The organism is Pseudomonas sp. HMSC066A08 (genome assembly GCF_001813025.1).
GTDB classification, from domain to species: domain Bacteria; phylum Pseudomonadota; class Gammaproteobacteria; order Pseudomonadales; family Pseudomonadaceae; genus Pseudomonas; species Pseudomonas aeruginosa.
This window is the reverse complement of the sequence record NZ_KV811182.1, coordinates 1-19,449: the sequence shown is the minus strand read 5'-3', so window position 1 is coordinate 19,449 and position 19,449 is coordinate 1. Positions and strand designations below refer to the sequence as shown.

At 58.5% G+C, this 19,449-nt stretch carries 27 protein-coding genes; 16 read left to right on the top strand and 11 right to left on the bottom strand.

Annotated elements, in window-relative coordinates:
* Positions 1–22: 22 nt before the first annotated feature.
* From pilM to HMPREF2886_RS01270, 16 genes are all read left to right on the top strand, one after another.
* Positions 23–460, top strand: a complete 438-nt coding sequence (gene pilM / locus HMPREF2886_RS01330) for a type IV pilus biogenesis protein PilM (RefSeq protein ID WP_009875868.1) — start codon at positions 23–25, stop codon at positions 458–460.
* A 921-nt stretch (positions 461–1,381) separates the two neighbouring features.
* Positions 1,382–1,771: a hypothetical protein gene (locus HMPREF2886_RS01320; RefSeq protein WP_034021237.1), complete on the top strand. Its 390-nt coding sequence runs from the start codon at positions 1,382–1,384 to the stop codon at positions 1,769–1,771.
* Positions 1,772–1,843: 72 nt separating this feature from the next.
* Positions 1,844–2,020, top strand: a complete 177-nt coding sequence (locus tag HMPREF2886_RS34515; protein WP_003149538.1) for a hypothetical protein — start codon at positions 1,844–1,846, stop codon at positions 2,018–2,020.
* 1 nt (position 2,021) lies between these two features.
* Entirely contained in the window at positions 2,022–2,156 is a 135-nt protein-coding gene (locus HMPREF2886_RS34885; protein ID WP_003099783.1) for a hypothetical protein, read from the top strand.
* Positions 2,157–2,481: 325 nt separating this feature from the next.
* The gene (locus HMPREF2886_RS01315; RefSeq protein ID WP_023875942.1) at positions 2,482–2,970 is read left to right on the top strand and encodes an STY4534 family ICE replication protein; all 489 of its coding nucleotides are present in this window, start codon (positions 2,482–2,484) and stop codon (positions 2,968–2,970) included.
* A gap of 137 nt (positions 2,971–3,107) precedes the next feature.
* A complete protein-coding gene (locus tag HMPREF2886_RS34510; protein WP_023875943.1) occupies positions 3,108–3,266 on the top strand; it encodes a hypothetical protein in 159 nt (52 codons plus the stop codon).
* Positions 3,267–3,339: 73 nt separating this feature from the next.
* The gene (locus HMPREF2886_RS32545) at positions 3,340–3,537 is read left to right on the top strand and encodes a hypothetical protein (protein WP_003149542.1); all 198 of its coding nucleotides are present in this window, start codon (positions 3,340–3,342) and stop codon (positions 3,535–3,537) included.
* A 119-nt stretch (positions 3,538–3,656) separates the two neighbouring features.
* Complete coding sequence (locus tag HMPREF2886_RS01310) at positions 3,657–4,364, top strand: DUF5983 family protein (protein WP_034021239.1); 708 nt, start codon at positions 3,657–3,659, stop codon at positions 4,362–4,364.
* A gap of 235 nt (positions 4,365–4,599) precedes the next feature.
* Entirely contained in the window at positions 4,600–4,950 is a 351-nt protein-coding gene (locus tag HMPREF2886_RS01305; protein WP_004347949.1) for a hypothetical protein, read from the top strand.
* 56 nt (positions 4,951–5,006) lie between these two features.
* The gene (locus HMPREF2886_RS01300) at positions 5,007–5,639 is read left to right on the top strand and encodes a DUF3275 family protein (protein ID WP_034021241.1); all 633 of its coding nucleotides are present in this window, start codon (positions 5,007–5,009) and stop codon (positions 5,637–5,639) included.
* Positions 5,636–5,917, top strand: coding sequence for a hypothetical protein (locus HMPREF2886_RS01295; RefSeq protein ID WP_017002267.1), 282 nt, complete (start codon positions 5,636–5,638; stop codon positions 5,915–5,917). Before HMPREF2886_RS01300 ends, HMPREF2886_RS01295 begins: the two co-directional genes overlap by 4 nt.
* Before the next feature lie 69 nt (positions 5,918–5,986).
* Positions 5,987–6,349 (top strand): hypothetical protein, encoded by a 363-nt coding sequence (locus tag HMPREF2886_RS01290; protein ID WP_034021244.1) that lies wholly within the window; start codon positions 5,987–5,989, stop codon positions 6,347–6,349.
* Between the two features lie 67 nt (positions 6,350–6,416).
* Positions 6,417–6,671, top strand: coding sequence for a hypothetical protein (locus HMPREF2886_RS01285; RefSeq protein ID WP_034021246.1), 255 nt, complete (start codon positions 6,417–6,419; stop codon positions 6,669–6,671).
* A 91-nt stretch (positions 6,672–6,762) separates the two neighbouring features.
* Positions 6,763–7,368 (top strand): hypothetical protein, encoded by a 606-nt coding sequence (locus tag HMPREF2886_RS01280; protein WP_003125296.1) that lies wholly within the window; start codon positions 6,763–6,765, stop codon positions 7,366–7,368.
* Between the two features lie 29 nt (positions 7,369–7,397).
* Entirely contained in the window at positions 7,398–8,849 is a 1,452-nt protein-coding gene (locus HMPREF2886_RS01275) for a DUF6094 domain-containing protein (protein WP_033995531.1), read from the top strand.
* A 104-nt stretch (positions 8,850–8,953) separates the two neighbouring features.
* Entirely contained in the window at positions 8,954–11,203 is a 2,250-nt protein-coding gene (locus HMPREF2886_RS01270; RefSeq protein WP_034021248.1) for a DEAD/DEAH box helicase, read from the top strand.
* A gap of 31 nt (positions 11,204–11,234) precedes the next feature.
* Here the strand turns inward: HMPREF2886_RS01270 and HMPREF2886_RS34135 are convergent, their stop codons facing one another.
* The 11 genes from HMPREF2886_RS34135 to HMPREF2886_RS34880 form a co-directional block, all read right to left on the bottom strand.
* On the bottom strand, positions 11,235–12,377 hold the full coding sequence (locus HMPREF2886_RS34135) for a hypothetical protein (RefSeq protein ID WP_124140672.1): 1,143 nt from the start codon (positions 12,375–12,377) through the stop codon (positions 11,235–11,237).
* Between the two features lie 57 nt (positions 12,378–12,434).
* Positions 12,435–13,616: a translesion error-prone DNA polymerase V subunit UmuC gene (gene umuC / locus HMPREF2886_RS01265; RefSeq protein ID WP_019726859.1), complete on the bottom strand. Its 1,182-nt coding sequence runs from the start codon at positions 13,614–13,616 to the stop codon at positions 12,435–12,437.
* Between the two features lie 238 nt (positions 13,617–13,854).
* On the bottom strand, positions 13,855–14,070 hold the full coding sequence (locus HMPREF2886_RS01260; protein WP_003159697.1) for a tautomerase family protein: 216 nt from the start codon (positions 14,068–14,070) through the stop codon (positions 13,855–13,857).
* A 49-nt stretch (positions 14,071–14,119) separates the two neighbouring features.
* Positions 14,120–15,217 carry an alkene reductase gene (locus HMPREF2886_RS01255; protein ID WP_019726860.1) on the bottom strand — a complete coding sequence of 366 codons (1,098 nt, stop codon included), beginning with the start codon at positions 15,215–15,217 and terminating at the stop codon, positions 14,120–14,122.
* A 41-nt stretch (positions 15,218–15,258) separates the two neighbouring features.
* Positions 15,259–15,813 (bottom strand): OsmC family protein, encoded by a 555-nt coding sequence (locus tag HMPREF2886_RS01250; RefSeq protein ID WP_019726861.1) that lies wholly within the window; start codon positions 15,811–15,813, stop codon positions 15,259–15,261.
* 67 nt (positions 15,814–15,880) lie between these two features.
* Positions 15,881–16,552: a DsbA family oxidoreductase gene (locus HMPREF2886_RS01245; protein ID WP_019727266.1), complete on the bottom strand. Its 672-nt coding sequence runs from the start codon at positions 16,550–16,552 to the stop codon at positions 15,881–15,883.
* 52 nt (positions 16,553–16,604) lie between these two features.
* On the bottom strand, positions 16,605–16,946 hold the full coding sequence (locus tag HMPREF2886_RS01240; RefSeq protein WP_024928862.1) for a carboxymuconolactone decarboxylase family protein: 342 nt from the start codon (positions 16,944–16,946) through the stop codon (positions 16,605–16,607).
* Positions 16,947–17,040: 94 nt separating this feature from the next.
* The gene (locus HMPREF2886_RS01235; RefSeq protein WP_019726864.1) at positions 17,041–17,601 is read right to left on the bottom strand and encodes a TetR/AcrR family transcriptional regulator; all 561 of its coding nucleotides are present in this window, start codon (positions 17,599–17,601) and stop codon (positions 17,041–17,043) included.
* A 61-nt stretch (positions 17,602–17,662) separates the two neighbouring features.
* On the bottom strand, positions 17,663–18,448 hold the full coding sequence (locus HMPREF2886_RS01230; protein WP_019726865.1) for an SDR family NAD(P)-dependent oxidoreductase: 786 nt from the start codon (positions 18,446–18,448) through the stop codon (positions 17,663–17,665).
* 156 nt (positions 18,449–18,604) lie between these two features.
* On the bottom strand, positions 18,605–19,018 hold the full coding sequence (locus HMPREF2886_RS01225) for a hypothetical protein (protein ID WP_023093047.1): 414 nt from the start codon (positions 19,016–19,018) through the stop codon (positions 18,605–18,607).
* Complete coding sequence (locus HMPREF2886_RS34880) at positions 19,011–19,202, bottom strand: hypothetical protein (RefSeq protein ID WP_223703953.1); 192 nt, start codon at positions 19,200–19,202, stop codon at positions 19,011–19,013. The genes HMPREF2886_RS01225 and HMPREF2886_RS34880 overlap by 8 nt, the downstream gene beginning before the upstream one ends.
* Positions 19,203–19,449: the final 247 nt, after the last annotated feature.

The window sequence follows — 19,449 nt, the reverse complement described above, 5'->3', positions numbered from 1 at the left end:
GCCACGACTCAAGGACTGCCGTATGCCGCTGATGTGGATCGTCCTGGTGCTCGCGCTGATCACCGGGACCTGGCTGAGTGTACAAAGCAACCACGCGACCTTGAGCGCCGAGCTGGCCGAGGTCGACACCCTGGCCAGGAGCTTGCTGCTTTACCGCTCCAGGCTGGCGGAGTACGCACACGCCAACCCCGGTTTCAGCGGTTCGCCGGCGGACTCCGTTCTTGGTCTACCGGCCTGGTTCCGCAAGCCAGTGCGACTTCAGGGCTACATCGCCGCCGGCACCAGCTACGCCTTCATCGCCTCGCCGCCGGCAGGGTTGGCGGCAGCCGTGGATGCCGGTACGGAATCCGACCTAGTTGGCGTCAGGCGCAACGGCCAGTTAGTCACACGCCGCCTCGGAGCCACTGCCATTGCGCTCCCTGCTCCCATCCCCGAGGGCGCGGTGGTCGCGGTCAAATAACCTCCAGAGGCCAGTAAACCCCGGCGCTGCTTGATAAACCGGCCTTCTGAACACATAATGCCATCAACTTTGATTTCACCCCGCTGGCTACTGACGGTCATCAGTAGCGCCCTGGTGATGCAGGTTCGCCTCATCGCCAAACCGTAAGCACGCTACAACACCGGGTGGGGCGTGCGGATCTGGTTGAGAATTCTCCCTGTGTCTCCCTGTTCTTTTGCTTGTCATGCAGCCGTCAACTCGTGTCGAGCGAGTTTAAAGGCACATAGGGTTCTCAAGAGGTTCGGTGTTTCCTCGATTTAAGGGTCGTACTGGTGTTACGGCCCCTCCTTTTCCCCTCTCCATGGGTAGCCTGATGCTCCTGCTCCAGGACCATCAGGCTACCCATCGGGATCCTTCTCCCTGCCGGTGGCCCGCCGGTGATACGCAGGGCTCCCTTTGTACGCGGATGCGTGCCTACTGTTTGCTGGCCAAGCCACGATAATGGCCGGGTGATGGGATCGAGACGATCAATGCCCAGGGATCGACGATTCAACCACAGGTGGCTCACTTGACTCCCCTTCCAGACACGGCTGGGGAAACCTTTGACAGGGTTTCTACCAGCCGCGCTCTTCCGCCCTCGCTCTCCGCCCGCTGCATCCTGCATCCGCTCCCCCCTCCTGCTTGACCTTGACACTTTCGCCCCCCGCTTCGATGATGAGCGCGTGATCTGCTGACGTTGTCAGCGACATGCCCCATGCAGCTCGGATCCGAAGTGCTGCAGCACAGCCCACCGTGTTGATCCAACCCAAGACCGCATAGCTTCTGGTAGCGCGGTCGGTCGGCCTCGGTCGATAGAAGCTCCCTTCCGCAACCCAGCGGGGAATCCACTTCCCCGCCAGGGCCAGTGTTTTCTCCGCACCCTCAACCTGCAGGAGAAACACCATGTCCAAGCAATCCACCAGCTTCGAAATCGGCTTTGCCCTCGGCAGTGTTGTGCGTGAGTTCCGCAGAGCGCTCAGGCGCCCTCCGGTCGTAGTGCAAGCACAAGCACCGGTTGCGTTGAGCGTCCAGCGCATCGATCCTGCCTTCCTGGCCGGCCCGACCGCTGGCGAGCTAGAACACATCAGCGACATCCCAGCCATCGTTCGGCTGAAGAAGGTCAACCTGAATGACTGGTATCTAGCCAATACGCGCGAGGTGCAAAAGCCCAAGCGCGCACGCAAACCCAAGCCGGCCAAGGCGACCGCCCAAGCTGAAACGCCAGTCAGGAAGGAGCTCAAGCTGGGTTCCCTCGATCAACTGATCGCCCCGGTTGATCCGCTGACCTGCTGATCCACACCTCCCACCAACCCTGCCGGGAAACCATCCCGCAGGGTGGTTTTCCGGTATTTTTCGAGGAAAACCATGAAATCGAAACGTTCTGCATTCGCAGACGATCTCCGAAAAATCGGTACCACTGCCGTTGCGGCGAGCCTGGTGGGCATCTTCCTCAGCGAGCACCGCTTGCTGACGGCATATGCTTTCGTCATGGGTATGGTAATCTGGCTCATAGGTATCGCTCTCACCGAGGAGGAGGAGTGAAATGTCCCAGACCGAGTTCGGCATGATCATCATGACCAGCCTGGTGGTTATCTGCTCCGGCATAGCCCTCTGGTTCAGTTGGCCTCAGGTCAAGACCTGGTGCCAAAAACATCGGATTCTTCCCCGTCATCATTGACCATGAAAGCGCCCAACACTGGGCGCTTTTTTCATTTCATGGGTATTGACATTCATTTTTCCCCTGCCCATCCTTTACCCCGTGAGCTGCTGACGTTGTCGGCAACCCTCCCCCAGTAGTCATGATCTGAAAGACTACGACACGGACTTCCGTGTAGATCGAACCCAAGGTCGCACCAGCTTCCGGTAGCGCGATCAATCAACCCACAGGTTGATGGAAGCCCTCTCCCTCTGATTTACCTCCCAATACCGACCCATGCGGGGAATACTTTTCCCTGACGGGCAAGGTGTTTCTCCGCTTTCGCTTACGAAACTGGAGAATCATCATGAGCAACAACACCCAAGCCCAAGAAGCCAAATATTTCGACCTGCACACCACCGGTATCGGCTACCTCAATCGCATTCGCGAAGTGAAAGTCCGCAAAGGTGATCCGTTCCTCGCCGTAACCGTCGCAGCCCTCCATGGCTCGACTGACAGCGTGGAGTACTCCTACATCGACTGCAAAGTGGTCGGCGCCCAGGCTGAAAAGCTTGTCCGCCGTTGCATGGAAGCAGTCGATGCCGAGAAGAAGGTTCTGATTTCCTTCCGTATCGGCGACATCTGGGCGGATTCCTTCACCTACGAGAAAGGTGAGAAAAAAGGCCAGTCCGGCGCAAGCCTCAAAGGCCGGCTGCTCTTCATCTCCTGGATCAAAGTGGATGGCACCACCGTCTACGATGCGAAGGAAGAAGCTGAAAAAGCCCAGCAAAGCCAAGGCGAACCGCAAGGTGAGCCCGCAGCTCCTGCTGAGCACGCTGAACAAGCCGCTGCTTGAGCACGGCTTGATCGAATACCGGCCCTCATCCCGAGGGCCTTTCACTAACTACGCTATGCGCCACTCTTCATCGCATACCCATCCGGGGGGCACCATCTCCCCCAGGGCGTGGTGTTCTCCATTATCTGGAGATCATCATGAGCAATATCCAAATCGTAGATCTGCCCGCCCTGCCGGAAGTAGAGGAAGTTTGCCTCTCCGAAGTCGAGGACGAGTTGCTGCTTAGCAGTCATTTCTGCAACTTCGCCTGGCTGCTCCTGGCCAGCAACAATGCCCAAGTATCTGCCCTGGCATAATCGCCAAACATTTCCCATTTAGGGGACCTCAGTCCCCATGGGACTGGTGTTTTCTACCGAAAGGAGAATCACCATGCACTACGGAAAGCGGGCACTCGCCCATCTTCGTCTCGAACTGCCGCTGCAGGTTCTAATGTCCAACGCCGGCTTTTATATCGGCACCCTTGATGAAGAAGGACCAGCCTCGCGCGAGTCGGTTGAATATTACCCCTCACGCGAACTTGCCCAACAGGCATTAGACAACGGCACTTGGACGCAACGGGAATATTAAGAAGACCTATCGCGTTAACTGCAACAACTCGACATCACCAGGGCGCTTCGGCGCCCCTTACTCACCTGGAGGTCCATAGCCTCCAAGGGCATGGGCTTCCCGGCAACCGGAGATATCCCATGACTCAACTCAATCCGTTTATTCGCGGCTATGAGAGTTTCCGCATCGAGCGAAACCTACAGATCACTGACGAAGGCGACAATCTACCGTGCTACCGCGCACTGCATGAAACCCAGCAGCACCTCCCAGACGAATATTTTCAGTGCGAGTTGTGCTACTTCAATGGCGATTTCGCCGTGGTAACCCAAGACTTAGACGATGAAAGAGTTGAAAAATGCCCTCACCAAGGAATAGTGAGAAACGTACTTTACAGCATCTACGGTGAGCAGGACGGCAGAAAAAAGCTTATCGGAGATCAATACTCACTGACCGAAGCCGAGAGTGTCGTTCGATACCTTTCGTTCGGCGGCGGTTATAACCGCTGCTGGGAGATCAGAAAAACACATCTACCCATCAGCGCGTGGAATAGCCTCTACGAAAGGTTCTCGACCAAGATGCCTATCCGCTTGCCCTCGGTGTTGGTATCGCTCTTCTGGTGTAACGAGCACGGTGCCGTGGGCTTTCGCTTGCACAACACCCCTTGGACGGATGAGTGTCTGGAGATCCTGGAGATGACCGCAGCCGCTCTTCGACAAGAACAGCTTGCCTTCGGCCTCGACGAACACCTGGTCGATCTGCTTCACCTCGCGGGACAAGCAGACATTCGGCTCCTGGTACTTGATCCATTCGCGCCCACGCTCAAGGGCCTGCCGCTTTATGACGATTGAGCAATCCGGCCGGCGGGAAATCCCGCCAGCCCCCGAATTCGAATTGGCTCGCTGTCGTTGACAGCGCCTCCCAAGGAGCCAGGGTTTAAGGCTCCGGCGCGCAAGCGCTAACCCACCCAAGACCGCCACAGCACTCGGCAGCGCGGTCGCATCACGCAAGTGATGGAGTGCATCCTACCCACCCACGCGGGGACCTCATCCCCGCGGGAGAGGCCTGCGTATTCGGAGACCTCTCATGACCTCTCTCAACAACCACTCCAGCGCAGGTCACACTGCTGCGTACCTCAAACTCCCGATCGTTCTCACCAACGCGGCCTGGCTGCGCCTGGTCTATCTCGCCAACCCTGCCAGGGTCGACGAGATGGGCACCCGGCTGGCCAGTGTCGTTCAAACCGCCTGGCAGGAGCTTTCGCTCCAGCCGACCGCGAAGCACATCCAATTCCACCTGTACCACAAGGAGGAAGAGGGGCAGGACCGCGCGCTCGCGCTGCTGGTCCTCTCGATAGTCGAGCCGTCCGATGAGCCTTCCTACCTGCGCATCGAGCTGCAGGAAGAAAGCCTCCAGGGCAACCCGGATACCGAGTAGCTCTCCCCTCACCACGATCCCGCTTCGGCGGGATCATCCTTCTAGCAGGTCACGCCATGATCAACATACCCGGCCAGTTGGCCATTCGAACCATCAATGGTCGCAATGGCGAGTTCAACGTGGGAAAGCTCTCGACCTCGATCGGGGAATTCGTCATCAAGGACGCTCTCCTGGACCAGCACATCGAAGGCAAGTACCGCGGTGATTTCGCCATCACCGAGATCCGTCCCTCCTACTACACCACCGGCGGCCGGCTGGTCGTCGAGATCCGCGCCAAGCTCGACAGCATGACGCTGGACGCCGTGGACAACCTCAGCGACGAGGAGGCAGAGCGTCTCTCTGGCAATGAGGTGGATCCGCTCGACGAAGTGCCCGCGATACAGCAACCCACTGCCGCACCGGCGGCACCGCCGAAGTCGCCCCCGAAACCGAAGCCTCTGCGCCCCGTTGCAACTGGGGACGACGCGCCTTTCGGTATGGACCCTCCGGCTTCTGCAAAGCAGGCCGCCCCTCTGGACACAGATGCGGATGCAGAACTGTTCGGGACGGTCTGGCCGCTAGGCGAAATCGTCAAGCTGGACACCACGGTCGACCGCAAGCGACTACGCCAACAGTGCGTGCGACTCGGCGCGCTGGGCTATGAGCTCGACTTCAAACAACAGGTGTGGACCCGCAAGGAGGCCGCATGAACATGAAATCGATCTACAACACCCCAGGCTTCAGCGAGGAGTTGTTGCTGGTTTGCGCCTCGCTGCGCGAGGTCGGACTGGACAATCTGGCTGACCAGTTCCGCGCGGCAGTGTTCGACCGATCTGTCGTCGACCAGGCCATCATCGCACTGCGTGAGCGGGTGAAGACCCCTTCGCCGGAGCATGCGGCCGACAACGAGCCCTGGTTGTACTGCGACTGGCAGGCCAGGCAAACAGCTTACCGACTCCTCCAGCGCCTTGAGCGCGCAACACGCTGAAGCAACACCCTTCCAACCCCTGCCGGGCTCTCCCGTCAGGGAGACCTGGCCAACCACAGGAGCACACCTATGGGATGGCTTTTCTCACATCAGACGAAGGAAGACCTGCTGCGTGAGCTGCTGGCCCCAACCAGTACCTTCGCAGGCAGCACCGAGGTGCTGGCACACGCAGTCTCCGGCAATGAACTTTGGACTGTCGTAAAACGAACCTTTCACCTTGCCGGATTCTATTTCGGCAAGCCGGCCGGTCACTCGATCACCATGATCGAGCTGCACTTGCTGGACTGCTTGGCCGGGCAATGGGGCTACAAGACCATTCCGGAAAGCGCCGGCCCGTTCTACTACGGCTGTCCGCTGGAGTTCCTGGACCTGGCTCACGATGAGATCAACCAGGAATGGCGTGAACACCTGACGCACGAACACCAAGCCTGACCGCACCAACCACTTCCCTTGAGGGGCTCCCTCAAGGGCGCTCCTCGTCTACCACCAGGAGCACACCATGAACCCATTGTTCACCAACCTCACCCAGGAAACCCTCGCCTACCTCGAGGACCAACTGTCCAACAACGACGTCGCCGGCGATGACGAGCTCATCGACCTGTTCATCGAGGAGCTGTCGCTGACCTTGGAGCGGGCCGAAGCGGCTGTCGCGCTACGCGATCAGTACCTCTGCCAGGTCTTCCTGATCGGCCAAGGGCCGCTGCACCAAGCCGATGGGCTCAGCTTCGATCCTCACACCAAGAGCGTTCGGTAGCCACCACGTTCCCCTGCACCAGTTGGACTACACCCCGAGGGGCTTCACCGCCCCTTGAGGGCGGCGTGGCTCCTCCTTCCAGGAGGTTCCTATGCCCAGTCCCACCCCGCTCTACCAGATCGAAGAGTGCCCAGACCTGTACGTCGACGCCTGCGTGTGCGACGAGCAGCGCAACCTGGTCTTTCTTTCGGCCTGGGGCCGCGACACCGTGACACAAGAGTTCCTGGCCAGGCTGACGCTGGGCCGGGAAGAAAATGGCATCGACCATTTCCACATCATCGTGGACGGCCGCCGCTTACCTGTCTTCCCAAACCAGGATCTCCTGGAGAAACGCACCACCCGCCAGTTCCGCGGCACGTTGTTCGGCAGCCTGCTCAATCTTTGGCTGTTCGATCGGCGCGCCTCGGCGCCCGACCGAGGCAATCACCTCGCCTTCGCACTCCTGCAGCGCGATGAAGATCCACACCAGAGGCTCTGGCCGCTGGTGATGGAAACCTGTCCGCTCCCCCTCCTGCAGCACTGGCGCGAGCCGGTGATGGAGGTTCTCACCCAGCACCAGATGTTGACGGCCCTACCCGGGACGATCGGCAACGTGTGCGCCTGGCGACTCGCCCTGCGGGTCGACGTGCTCGAGCCCACCCTCGGTGAGCTGATCCGCGAAAGCATTCTTACCACCGATGCTCAGGCGCAAGCCTGAGCCGTCCCTCTCAGACTCAAGGAGGCCCCATGGCCCTCATGTTCCCGCGCTTGGCGCGCAACTTTGCACGCAACGGCTACTTCCCTACCGATGAGGTCACCCTCGAACGCGCTCTGCAGGCCCTCACTCCTGCCCCGTCGGGCAGGATGAGGATCTGTGACCCCTGCGCCGGTGAGGGTGTTGCCCTGGCTGAGGCAGCACACACCCTCGGCCGCGATCAGGTCCAAGCCCTCGCTGTCGAGTACGACCGCGAGCGCGCCGACCATGCCCGAGGACTGCTTGACCGAGTGCTGCACAGTGACCTTTTCGACACCATGATCAGCAGGCAGTCGTTCGGACTGCTCTGGCTCAACCCGCCTTATGGCGACCTGGTGGCGGACCACTCCGGTGCGTCGCAGTACCAGGGCAGCGGCCGCCGGCGTCTGGAGAAAGCGTTCTACCAGCGCTGCCTGCCGTTGCTGCAGTACGGCGGCGTCATGGTTCTGATTGTTCCTCACTACGTCTTGGACGATGAGCTGACTGGCTGGTTGAGCAACCACTTCACCGGCCTGCGCATCTACGCAGCCGCGGATCCTACCTTCAAGCAGGTGGTGATCTTTGGCATCCGGGTCCGTCGGCAGGACCTGGCCCGGGCGGACGCCAATCAGGTGAGGTCTCACCTGCAGGCGATCGGCGCGGGCCAGGAAAAGGCCGAGGAAATTCCAGCGGCTTGGCCGTGGGAACCCTACGTGGTTCTGCCGGCCACCAGCGAGCTGGAGCACTTCTACCGAGTAACCCTGGAGCCGGAGCAGTTCGCCGGTGAAATCCAGCGGCTGCGAGGTCTCTGGCCTGACTTCAACCTGCACTTCGCGCAAGCGGGGCTGCAGCCGCGCCCACCAGTCCGCGAGCTGTCTCGCTGGCACCTGGCCCTTGCCCTGGCCGCCGGCGCGATATCTGGCGTCGTGCGATCGAAGTCGGGCCGGATCCTGGTCGTGAAGGGTGACACCTACAAGGACAAGGTCCGCAAGACCGAATTCACCGAGGACGACGACGGCAACATCACCGAGGTGAGGATCCTCACCGACCGTTTCATCCCGATCATCCGGGCATGGGAAATGACACCCTCCTCGGTCAATCAGGGCCGCGTGCTGACCATCAGCTCCTCGGCCGCGACCACGGAAGAAGCTGAAGAGCCCCAACCTGAGCCGGCCCCTGCACCCGCACCGCTGCTGATCAGCCCTGGCCGGGTCGTAATGACCGCAGCCGTGAGCCACCTGGTGGAAACCGGTCAACTCAACCCAGCGCCTTTGCTGAAACGCCATCTGGCGGGAGATTGGGGGACGCTGGACCAGGAAGACTGGAACACCAACCAGAGAGCCCTGAAGTTCGGCGATCGGCTGCTGTCGTCCTACGACATCGACGCCGGCGACGAATCCAGGCTCTGGATCATCACTGAGGCAGACCGCAGCTCAACCACGCTTTTGCTCCCTAGCGATTACTGACCTCGCCCCCGCGGCGATTCCTTCCACTCCACCCTGCAGGGTATGCCGGTACCCGAAGGGGACCGTGCACACCCTGCTCCGTTCTTCACCTGCAGGAGATGCACATGAACGCTCTGACCCAACCGGCCGCCCTGGCCGCCTCCCACCTGAACATCAACCTGACCGACTTCATCGACGAGTTCGGCGACGAGCTCCTGGAGTCGCTCAATCGCTCCAACCCCCCGGTCTATACCGGCTCCGTCAACGCTCACCGCCAGTTGGTGATGGACCGACTCAAGCGCAAGCCCTTCGCGGCCCAGGCCGAGGTCGTCCAGGCCATCACCGCCCTGCTGCTGGACCGTAACGAGCAGGCCGGAATCATCAACGCCGAGATGGGCACCGGGAAAACCATGATGGCCATCGCTATCGCAGCGGTCATGCACGCCGCCGGCTATCGCCGGACCCTGGTCGTCTCTCCGCCGCACCTGGTCTACAAGTGGCGCCGCGAGATCCTGGAGACCATCCCAGCCGCCCGCGTCTGGGTACTCAATGGCCCAGATACTCTACTCAAGCTGCTCAAGCTGCGAGATCAGATGGGCGACGCCTACGACGGGCGCCAGGAGTTCTTCATCCTCGGCCGCGTGCGGATGCGGATGGGCTTCCACTGGCGGCTCGCCTGCTGGAAGAAACGCGCCGCCGGCGGCCAACTGCTCGCTGCGTGCCCGGATTGCGGACAGGTCCTCGAGGACCTGGAAGGCAACCTGGTCACGGTGGAGGAGTTCGAGCGTGGTGACCGTCGACGTACCTGTTCCTCCTGCCGTGGGGCGCTCTGGACGCTGATCCGACCAGGCAAACCCGACGGCGGCAACCGGCGCGCAACGATTCTCAAGTCGATGTGCCGGATACCAACCATCGGCCCGGTCAGGGCGGAGCGCCTGCTGAACGACTTCGGCGAGGATTTCCTGGCCACGATGTTGGTGGACAACGTCTCGGAGTTCATCAACCTGATGGACGCCAAGGGCAACTTCGTCTTCAGCGATCGGCAGGCCAAACGCATGGAGCGATCGATGGCAAACATCGAGTTCGGCTTCGGTGAAGGCGGCTACCAACCGACCGAGTTCATCAAGCGCTACCTACCTGATGGCTACTTCGACCTGCTGGTGGTGGACGAGGGACATGAGTACAAGAACAGCGGCTCGGCCCAGGGCCAGGCCATGGGCGTTCTCGCAGCCAAGGCACGGAAAACCGTGCTGCTGACCGGAACGCTCATGGGCGGCTACGCAGACGACCTGTTCTACCTCCTGTTCCGTATCCTCACCCAGCGCATGATCGAGGACGGCTATCGGCCCAACGCGCGCGGCAGCATGGCTCCCGCAGCCATGTCGTTCATGCGCGACCACGGTGTGCTCAAGGATATCTACACCGAACGCGATGGTGACTCGCACAAGACAGCCCGGGGCAAGAAGCTCTCGGTACGCACGGTGAAGGCTCCCGGCTTCGGCCCGAAGGGCATCCACCGCTTCGTATTGCCGTTCACCGTGTTCCTGAAGCTCAAGGATATCGGTGGCAACGTACTGCCCGACTACCAAGAGGAGTTCGTCGACGTGCCCATGGCGCCTGAGCAGGTCTCGGCCTATCAGCGCCTGGCTGCCACGCTGACAGCGGAGCTCCGCCAGGCTCTGGCGCGACGAGATACCACGCTCCTAGGCGTGGTCCTCAACGTGCTGCTGGCTTGGCCGGACTGCTGTTTCCGACCGGAGATCGTCAAGCATCCGCGAACCCGGGACACCCTGGCCTTCGTGCCAGCGATCTTCGGCGACGAGCAGCTGATGCCCAAGGAGCAGGCGCTGGTGGATCTCTGCCTCGAGGAAAAAGCGAAGGGCCGTAAGGTCCTGGCCTACACGGTCTATAGCGGGACGCGCGACACTACGTCCCGGCTGAAGAAAGTGCTCGAGCAATCCGGGCTGACGGTGGCAGTGCTACGTGCCTCGGTCGATACCTCTCGGCGCGAGGACTGGATCCTCGACCAGGTCGACCGTGGCATCGATGTGCTGATCACCAATCCGGAGCTGGTGAAGACCGGGTTGGACCTGCTCGACTTCCCGACCATCGCGTTTCTGCAGACGGGGTACAACGTGTATACCTTGCAGCAGGCCGCGCGGCGGTCGTGGCGGATCGGGCAGAAGCACCCGGTGCGGGTGGTGTTCTTCGGCTACGCTGGCAGCTCGCAGATCACCTGCTTACAGCTGATGGCCAAGAAGATCGCTGTGGCTCAGAGCACGTCGGGAGACGTTCCCGAGTCAGGTCTCGACTCGTTGAACCAGGATGGGGATTCGGTGGAGATGGCGTTGGCACGACAACTTATTGCAGCATGAACTCATAGGCCACCTTCGGGTGGCCTATTCATTACAACTTTAACTTGCCAAGAATTTTTTCAAACTCAGCCCTACGGTATAAAGCGCCATATTCACCGTTGCGTTCCATATCGCGCTCTAAACCAGGCTTCAACTTTTCTTTAAGATTCCTACGGAACCCATCCCAGTCATCTAGAACTTCACTGTTAACACGACTCCGATTAGACAACATGTATTTTAAGTAAGCCAAGGCCTCCCTATACGTATAAACTTCCCTGACTCCCACAGTCCCCACAGATGTTTCCCTGCCTCCCTCGATACACATTTTATACAAACTCAGAAATTGCTTAAATCTCGTAGAACTTTCGTTACTGCCAAGATGTACAGTTATTACCATCCCCCTTGCATGTGCCAGCCCATACATAACCCAGAAAGGCAACTCATCTACATTTAACTTGCGAAATCTCCCAACCGTTTTATTTGCAGAATAAAACAGATAAGAGTTTAAAACATATTCAGCCCGCTTCAACGAATCCATGAGAGAAAAAACATTGAGTGCTTTATCATACTTCCTATGCTGAACTTGCCCAATACCTTCTGCATCTTTAACAATAATCCCCAGCGAGTCTTGAAATCTTAGAAATCTCTGCACAAACTTATAAACCAGCCCTATCTCTCCGCGTTGAATACCCATTACACTATCATGTAGCGCTTCATAAAGATTAACTAAATGAGCAAGCTGACCACTCTCAGTATTCGAAATATTCACTCTCGCTTCGAAATGCACCGGGCTATTCTTGCTAAACACTCGACCATACAATTCATCAAGAGCTAAAAACGAAATGCCACCTTTAAAGTGCCTCTCTAAAGTCTCTAGCCTTTCGCTGAAAACACTTCTATGACTAATATACTGCTCCAGAGTCAACGACTCAATCTGGCGAGCCGCTGTCGCCCTAGCCAAGCCTGTTTGAGCACTCACAAAGACCAAGGCAAGCGTTGTAGAAATAGCACTGAGAAAAGTAAAAGCCCCTGCCAAAACAGCACCAAACGCCGACCAATCTTCTGGTCTACTTGAGAGTCCCGCACCGCTATTGGAAAAAGCCCAAAAGTAGGCCGCAGTTATTGTTATTGGAACAGCAATCCCCAAAAGCGTTAAGACAATAGAAACACACCTCAAGCCATCCGTCTTACACATACCTAGCAATACTCCATTTCGCGAAATAAAAAACTCAATTAAATCATGAAGTAAGCATTAAAACACCTGCCATAACTGTTCAACTTTGGTCGTGAAGCTCTGACTCATTAGCTCGCGCCGCATGCCCCACTCTGGCGCCGCGGGCACACCGCCTGGCCGAACAGTACCCCGCCCCCAGCGTGCATTGATGGCATCCATCACCGCCATTGCCTTGGTCGCACGTTCCGACTGAACCTCAGCGAATAGGTCACCAGTGAACTCACCTGGCCGACGGAGATCCAGCAGCAAGACCTCTGCTTTGCTGAAGGCGAAGCCTGGCCGATAGAGGAGTTCCAGTCCCTCGCACGCCGCCTTGGTGATGAGTCGTGTGTCATCGGTCGGATACGGCAGCTCCATACTGACGCCCTTGGCGAACTTGGGCTCGTCTGGATTGAACATGCCAGTACGGATACTGACCTGGACCCGTTTGCACACGGAGCCCTGGGCACGCAGCTTCTCGCAGGCCCGAGCAGCGTAGGTGGCCACCGCCTCACGGATCGGCGGGAGGTCATACAGCCGCTTGCCGAACATCCGGCTGCAGCAGATCTCCTGTTTCGGCGGAGCAGCGTCCTCGAGCTCCAGGCAGGGAGTGCCGCGCAGCTCTCGCGCCGTCTTCTCGATGACGACGTTGAATTTCGTTCTCAAGGTCCAGGCGTCGGCCTGTGCAAGATCCCAAGCCGTGCGGATGCCCATCATGCTTAGGTGCTCGGTCATCCGTCGGCCGATGCCCCATACATCGCCAACCTCGCAGGCCTGCAGCAATCGATCACGGCGCGCCGGATCTCGAATATCCAACACGCCCCCAGTCTGAGCCTGCCATTTCTTCGCGCCGTGGTTGGCCAGCTTCGCAAGCGTCTTCGAAGTGCCGATACCGACGCCTACGGGGATGCCCGTGCAGCGCAGTACCCGAGCGCGCATCTCGCGCCCAACGCGCACCAGGTCACCAGGTACCCCGGTCAGGTCAGCGAAGCATTCGTCGATGCTGTACACCTCGACGGCGGGTGCCATCTCCTCAAGGAGAGTCATGACCCGCTGACTCATGTCGCCGTACAGCGCGTAGTTGCTGGAGAACGCGCGAATACCCAAGCGCTGAAGCTTGTGCCGAATCTTGAAGTAGGGCTCTCCCATGGCGACATGCGGCTTGGCATCCGCGCTGCGCGCGATGACGCAGCCGTCGTTGTATCTGAATGACCCTAACAATTAGTTGTTCATAACGCGTTGATTTATAAGGCTTTTTACTGACTAACAAATTTCGACTTTTTCGCCTATCTGCACGAAAACTCACCATTTGGCGACAGGCGCTAGAAGCGCCTTGGAACGAATGAGTCAACAAGGAACTGGTTGATCCAGTACGCAAAAAAGAGGTATACAAGCCGAAGAAATGAGCTGGCTGGCCCGACCCGCGCGAAGCTCAGGCCAGGCCAGGCCAGTTTCACCATCAGCTGTTCTGAAGAGCTCGTACCTTCTCGGTGGTGATGGGCTCACCGCCGATTCCCCAGTCGCCGCTCTTCACTTCCTCAAAAACGACCCAGGTCACACCACGCATTTTCTCGCCTTCGACAGAGACCATGGCGTCGGTGATCTTGCTGATGATCTCGGCCTTTTGCTCGGTAGAGAAGACCCCTTCGATACCTTTCACAGTTACCAGTGGCATAGCCAGACACCTTCAGTAGTTGAGTTACGCTGTGGAACAGCCGAAGCGGTTATTCCTGGTAAGGCGCATAGTCGGTGTAGCCTTTCGCCCCGATCACGCCGTAGAAGGTGGAGTGATCGCTTGGTGCGAGAGGCCAACCATTCTGCATCCGCTCGACCAAGTCTGGGTTTGCGATGTACGGGGTACCGAAGGCGATCAAGTCATGATTGCCGTTCTGCAGCTCGGCCTCTGCCAGCTCCGCGGTGAAGCCTCCGGCGCCGATGACCGTGCCTTTGTAGAGCGAGCGGAAGCTCTTGTAGAAGCCTTCCGGGAACGGTACTGCATCTAGTGTTGGCTGGTAGTTGAGATGGACGAAGGCCAACTCGCGCTCATTCAATGCAGAAGCGACGCTCTTCCAGGTAGCCTCTTCCTCAGGGTAGGGACGCAGGTCGTACAGCCGACCGAATGGCGAGATGCGCACGCCGACGCGAAAACTCCCAATGGCGTCTGCAATGGCATCGACGGTCTCCAGCAAGAAGCGCTGACGATTCTCGATCGATCCGCCGTATTCATCTGTACGCGTGTTGATCTGGCTGCTCAGGAACTGGTCGAACAGGAAGGCATTCGCGGCCATCAGCTCGACGCCATCAAAGCCTGCCTCTACAGCGCGCAGAGCGGCGGCAACGAAGTCACCTGTAACACGGCGAATTTCAGCGACTGTCAGTGCCCGCGGGACACTCGGTGCAACCGGGCCGGGGACACCAGGCTCAGCCCAAGCGTATACCGTGGTACCCACAGCGGGCTCAGCGCTTGCCGAGACTGGCGCAGAATTGCCTGGCTGCAGCGACACATGGGACATGCGGCCCACGTGCCAGAGTTGCGCGAAGATCTTGCCGCCCTTGGCATGCACTGCATCAGTCACCTCTCGCCAGGCGCGGGTTTGCTCGTCCGTGTAGATTCCCGGGGTGTACAGGTAGCCACGCCCTTCGTCGGAGATCGGCAGGCCCTCGGTGATGATCAGTCCCGCCGAGGCCCGCTGCGCGTAATACAGCGCGGTCAGTTCGGTCGGGACATTGTCTTCCGTCCGAGTGCGGGTCATCGGTGCCATGACTACCCTATTGGCCAGCTCCAGACTGTCCAAATTGTATGGAGAAAACAGCTTTTTCATATTCAACCTCTTCAAACGAATACCTGAATCAATCGGCTGGCTTAGCCGGCAATGACTTCCAGCTTTGGCACCATGCGAATGGCCTTGGAGAAGTTGGCGAGATTCACGGAAGTCTTGGTGACGATGCGGTGTAGCTCTTCCACCTTCTCGGCAGGCGCATCGGTGTGGATGCGCACGACGTAGCTGATTTCGTCGAAGCCGGGGTTGACGCTCTCGTCCAAACCCAGGAAGCCGCGCAGATCCAGCTCACCATCGGTCTCGATTTCAAGGTTGTGGATGGTGATGCCCATGACCGAAGCGTTCACCACATAGCCCACGGAGAGACAGGCGTTCAGAGCGGCAATCAGCAGTTCCTGCGGGTTTGGGGCAGAGTTTGCGCCCAGCAGCTCCAGTGGCTCGTCGGCAGCAATCTTGATGTCACGCGGGTAGTCGTTACCACTCAGATGAAAACGGTTCACGGTGGCTACGGTGCGAGTCTGATGCTCCCACTTGGTCCTCACGTTGAAGCGTGCGTGACGCTTGGATGCATCTTCAGCGACGCCCTGTGCGAAAGTTTGCAGAGCAGCAACGTCGATACCGTTGAGAAGCTTGTCCATTTTCGAATCCTCTTAAAATCGTGGATAAAAAATCAAAAAAACGAAGCACCCGAAGGCGATAACCCTGTCAGTGCGAACAGCCCGAGATCGAACAGCTGGTTGCACTGTTTGCCTCTTCATCACTCGAAAGTTCTTCGATCGCGGCGCGGAGCACCTGGGTAAACACTGCGGATTCCTGAGCGCCAGAGATGAACTGGGAGCCACTGATCACGAACAACGGAATGCCGGCACCGAGGCCGTTAACCAAAGCCTCATCACTCAGAATTGCGGCTTCTGCCGATTCGAAACCAACGAACTCGGTAGCCCCCACCTCAATCGCCAGATCCAGCAGGACCCGGTCGCTGAAGATGTCCTTGCCTTCAGTGGTTCCTGCCCGGTAGAGCCGCTCTACGTAGCGGGCCTGCAGGGCCGGATCAGAGATGGCCTTTACGTACTGATGAGCCGCGGACGTGTCACCGAAACGCATGGAGTCAAACCGGTATTCCAACCCTTCGAGCAAGGCGCTTTCACGGACTGCTTCCAGGAACACTTCCGCTCGATCCTGGCTGCCGGTCTTCCGCAGCAGCGCCTGTTTAAAAGGGATCGGGCTCATGCCTTTGGCCAAGCGGTACGCACGTGGCACGATTTCAACTTCGACCTGGTCCCCGAGAGCATCAATTGCCTGCTCCAGGCGCTTCTTTGCTATCCAGCACCAAGGACAGACAAAGTCGGACCAGACCTCGACCGTAATTTTCTTCATGGAATTTCCTCTCATCTGTCTCTGATGCTTCTGGGTCAGCGGCGGGAGAACCTCAGCTTTGAGGTTGGCTATCCATCGCATCCAGAACGTGCGTGCTGAAAACCACTGCCGCACCGGCATTCAGGTTCACGGCCACGCCGAGAGCTTCCGCCACTTCCTCGGTGGTAATGCCGAGCTTCTTGGCTTCTGCCGCATGGAACGCAATGCAGCCATCGCAGCGCGTGGTAACGGCAACTGCCAGAGCGATCAGCTCACGGGTCTTCGCATCAAGGCGATTGGTTTTGTTGCCTGCATTACCGAGCATTGCCACGCCACGCAGGGTGTCGGGGGAATGTGCGCCGAACTCTTTCAGGCGGGCACTGACGTCGGCGATGGTTTGTTCCCAGTTAGGCATACTAGACATGATTACAACCCTACTAGTTGATAGGTACGATTGACCAAAAATAGGGCCGACGCGGGTCGCGTATCGGCCCTGTTGTAAGCAGAGATCAGTACTCTGCGATCATCCGAATGACAGCAATATTCACAGTCTCACCTTCCCTGGTAGCCCAGTTAATGAAGCTCGATCCCTCAAGGATACTGAGCAACAAGTAAGACTTTTCTCTGGCCCCTCGCCCCTGGGCTAACTCACCAGCGGCAATGCCTTCATCCATCACTCTGGTCAACCAAGACAACTGCACATCAAAGAACCGTCGTGTCAGGCGTTGAAGCCCGTCGGGCAATGCAGCCATTTCAGCTGCTAGCGCACCACACAATGGCAACAGACCACCCTCGGTGCTGGAGTAGAAAAGCACAAAGAAAGCCTTGAGCCTCTCAACTGCACCTGCCTGATTGATCTCGATTCGCTCGAACTCGGCTTGCACCCGCGAGACGTACTCTTCGACGATCGCGATCCCCAAGTCTTCCTTTGTAGGGAAGTGGTAGTGAATGCTCGCCTTGCGAATACCTACAGCGTCTGCAAGATCTGCATAGCTGAACGCTGCATACCCTTTAGTGCGCATCAGCCCTTCAGCGGCTTGAATTAACGCGTCCCGTGTTGCCAGTGCCATAACTTCTCCTGCCGTAATCGCCCGACCAGAAAAGAGCGATTCCGGCCATTACGCAGTTATCTTACTTACCTTGCTTACGGCCAGCCATGACCCCACCGTCCACGTCCCAAACAGCACCGGTCACCCAGGAAGTCTTGTCGGAGAGCAGGAACACGATGGACTCAGCAACGTCACGCGGAGTGCCGTTACGGCCCAGCGGGTGGAAATTGTTGAAGTCATTCAGCGCACCAGCCAACTGATCGCCGGGGATGAAGCGCTCGAAGATCTTGGTTTCCACAATGCCTGGGCTGACCGAGTTGACGCGAATACCGTACTGGGCCAGCTCTGCTGCCGCGTGTGTGGTCAAGGTGTCCAGGCCAATTTTGGCCATCGAGTAGGCCGAGGCCGGAACTCCCTCGACCGCCTGCCTGGCTGCTACCGCGGTGACGTTCACGATCGAACCGGGTTTGCCCTGAGCTACCAGCTCCGCCGCCACCTGACGGGTTAGGAAGAAGATCGCGCGGTTCAGATTCAGGAAGTTGTCGTAATCCTCAAGCGAGTGCTCGATGAATGCTTTCGGGTAGTAGATACCCGCGGAATTGACCATCAGATCAATGTCTTTGTGGCTTGCGGCCAGTTTCTCGATCAGCGCTTGGACGCTGGCGAAATCGGTCAGATCCACAGCATAGGCCGCGACCTTGTCTTCGCCGGAAACGGCAGCCAGTTGTTGGCGTGCAGCTTCGGCTTTCTCAGGGCGGTTGCCCACGATCACAACCGAACCGCCTTGCTCGGCGACCATCTGCGCGGTTTCGAGACCAATGCCACTCGTGCCACCCACTACCAGAAGCTTGCGACCTTTGAACTGCATGGTGATGTCCTCCGTTTACCTGTCTACTAGTTGATAGGCTAAGTTTTGAGCGGAGAGATGTCAAGCTACCGCTGATCGAGTAGTCAGGAGGATGTCCGGTACACCCGTACACGACCAGGCTAAATCAACCCTGGACTGTAGAGTGATGCCCAGGGGCTACTTTGCCCCTGGTTTTGGCGCAAGCTCGATGACCTTGCCTTGAGCAACACCTTTCAGCTGAGCAAGCTCAAGCACGAGGCGTTGATTCACGGAGGCAAGGCGAGCGATCTCCTCCAGAAGTTGGCTGTTCTCTGCGCGGAGGGCTTTGTTTAGTTCTTTCTCCTTCATAAGCGCCTGGTGCTTCGAATCACGCTGGGCACGCACCGACTTGCCCATGATGCTGCGGATACGCTCCGCCACGGCCGGGTAGGTGTTATGGATCAGGCCGGGGGTGACGCCTGCCGCTCTGGCGACCGAGGAGATGGAGAGCTTCTCGTTGCAGGCGAGCATGCTATCGATGACCTTGTTGAGCGCATCGGCAGTCTTTGGGCGAGAGCGGCCATTGGACGGCTCGGTCGACTTGCTAGCCATTCACAGCCTCCTCAAGCTCCTGGTCATCCGGCGCCAACCCAAGACTATTGATCACGCCGAGCGCGACCTGCAGGTCGCGCTCGGCGCGCTGTTTCACTGCCGGCCCTGCGTCCTCAATTTTCATTAGCTCCCGTTGCTGGGAGTAGATGCCCTGCCAAGTGCTTGCAAACGTCGCATCGATCACCGAGTGTTTGCACCCAGGACACCTGGTGGCCTCGTACAACCCAGCGCCTCCGCAACCACGCTCAGTGGCAATGCACCATCCGTGACCGGTTGCGCGAATGTACGCATGAGGCGCCGTCTGGGCCAGCAAGGCGGTCCTGTCCTTGACCGGAATCGCACGCAACTCAACGATTTTGGTACCGGTGACCTGCTCCCCGATTTCAGTACCACGCCGAACTTAGTAGAGTCCGTTTTCCGAGCAGGAGACG

Bases quoted from the DNA above. Each gene is read 5' to 3' on its own strand.
- HMPREF2886_RS01255 (WP_019726860.1), bottom strand. From the start codon at position 15,217: ATGAAAAAGCTGTTTTCTCCATACAATTTGGACAGTCTGGAGCTGGCC.
- HMPREF2886_RS01230 (WP_019726865.1), bottom strand. From the start codon at position 18,448: ATGCAGTTCAAAGGTCGCAAGCTTCTGGTAGTGGGTGGCACGAGTGGC.
- HMPREF2886_RS01240 (WP_024928862.1), bottom strand. From the start codon at position 16,946: ATGCCTAACTGGGAACAAACCATCGCCGACGTCAGTGCCCGCCTGAAA.
- HMPREF2886_RS01290 (WP_034021244.1), top strand. From the start codon at position 5,987: ATGGGATGGCTTTTCTCACATCAGACGAAGGAAGACCTGCTGCGTGAG.
- HMPREF2886_RS01310 (WP_034021239.1), top strand. From the start codon at position 3,657: ATGACTCAACTCAATCCGTTTATTCGCGGCTATGAGAGTTTCCGCATC.
- HMPREF2886_RS01305 (WP_004347949.1), top strand. From the start codon at position 4,600: ATGACCTCTCTCAACAACCACTCCAGCGCAGGTCACACTGCTGCGTAC.
- HMPREF2886_RS32545 (WP_003149542.1), top strand. From the start codon at position 3,340: ATGCACTACGGAAAGCGGGCACTCGCCCATCTTCGTCTCGAACTGCCG.
- HMPREF2886_RS01285 (WP_034021246.1), top strand. From the start codon at position 6,417: ATGAACCCATTGTTCACCAACCTCACCCAGGAAACCCTCGCCTACCTC.
- HMPREF2886_RS01280 (WP_003125296.1), top strand. From the start codon at position 6,763: ATGCCCAGTCCCACCCCGCTCTACCAGATCGAAGAGTGCCCAGACCTG.
- HMPREF2886_RS01295 (WP_017002267.1), top strand. From the start codon at position 5,636: ATGAACATGAAATCGATCTACAACACCCCAGGCTTCAGCGAGGAGTTG.
- HMPREF2886_RS34515 (WP_003149538.1), top strand. From the start codon at position 1,844: ATGAAATCGAAACGTTCTGCATTCGCAGACGATCTCCGAAAAATCGGT.
- HMPREF2886_RS34885 (WP_003099783.1), top strand. From the start codon at position 2,022: ATGTCCCAGACCGAGTTCGGCATGATCATCATGACCAGCCTGGTGGTT.
- HMPREF2886_RS01270 (WP_034021248.1), top strand. From the start codon at position 8,954: ATGAACGCTCTGACCCAACCGGCCGCCCTGGCCGCCTCCCACCTGAAC.
- HMPREF2886_RS01235 (WP_019726864.1), bottom strand. From the start codon at position 17,601: ATGGCACTGGCAACACGGGACGCGTTAATTCAAGCCGCTGAAGGGCTG.
- HMPREF2886_RS01315 (WP_023875942.1), top strand. From the start codon at position 2,482: ATGAGCAACAACACCCAAGCCCAAGAAGCCAAATATTTCGACCTGCAC.
- HMPREF2886_RS01260 (WP_003159697.1), bottom strand. From the start codon at position 14,070: ATGCCACTGGTAACTGTGAAAGGTATCGAAGGGGTCTTCTCTACCGAG.
- HMPREF2886_RS01225 (WP_023093047.1), bottom strand. From the start codon at position 19,018: ATGGCTAGCAAGTCGACCGAGCCGTCCAATGGCCGCTCTCGCCCAAAG.
- pilM (WP_009875868.1), top strand. From the start codon at position 23: ATGCCGCTGATGTGGATCGTCCTGGTGCTCGCGCTGATCACCGGGACC.
- HMPREF2886_RS01245 (WP_019727266.1), bottom strand. From the start codon at position 16,552: ATGAAGAAAATTACGGTCGAGGTCTGGTCCGACTTTGTCTGTCCTTGG.
- HMPREF2886_RS01300 (WP_034021241.1), top strand. From the start codon at position 5,007: ATGATCAACATACCCGGCCAGTTGGCCATTCGAACCATCAATGGTCGC.
- HMPREF2886_RS34135 (WP_124140672.1), bottom strand. From the start codon at position 12,377: ATGTGTAAGACGGATGGCTTGAGGTGTGTTTCTATTGTCTTAACGCTT.
- HMPREF2886_RS01320 (WP_034021237.1), top strand. From the start codon at position 1,382: ATGTCCAAGCAATCCACCAGCTTCGAAATCGGCTTTGCCCTCGGCAGT.
- HMPREF2886_RS01250 (WP_019726861.1), bottom strand. From the start codon at position 15,813: ATGGACAAGCTTCTCAACGGTATCGACGTTGCTGCTCTGCAAACTTTC.
- HMPREF2886_RS34510 (WP_023875943.1), top strand. From the start codon at position 3,108: ATGAGCAATATCCAAATCGTAGATCTGCCCGCCCTGCCGGAAGTAGAG.
- HMPREF2886_RS01275 (WP_033995531.1), top strand. From the start codon at position 7,398: ATGGCCCTCATGTTCCCGCGCTTGGCGCGCAACTTTGCACGCAACGGC.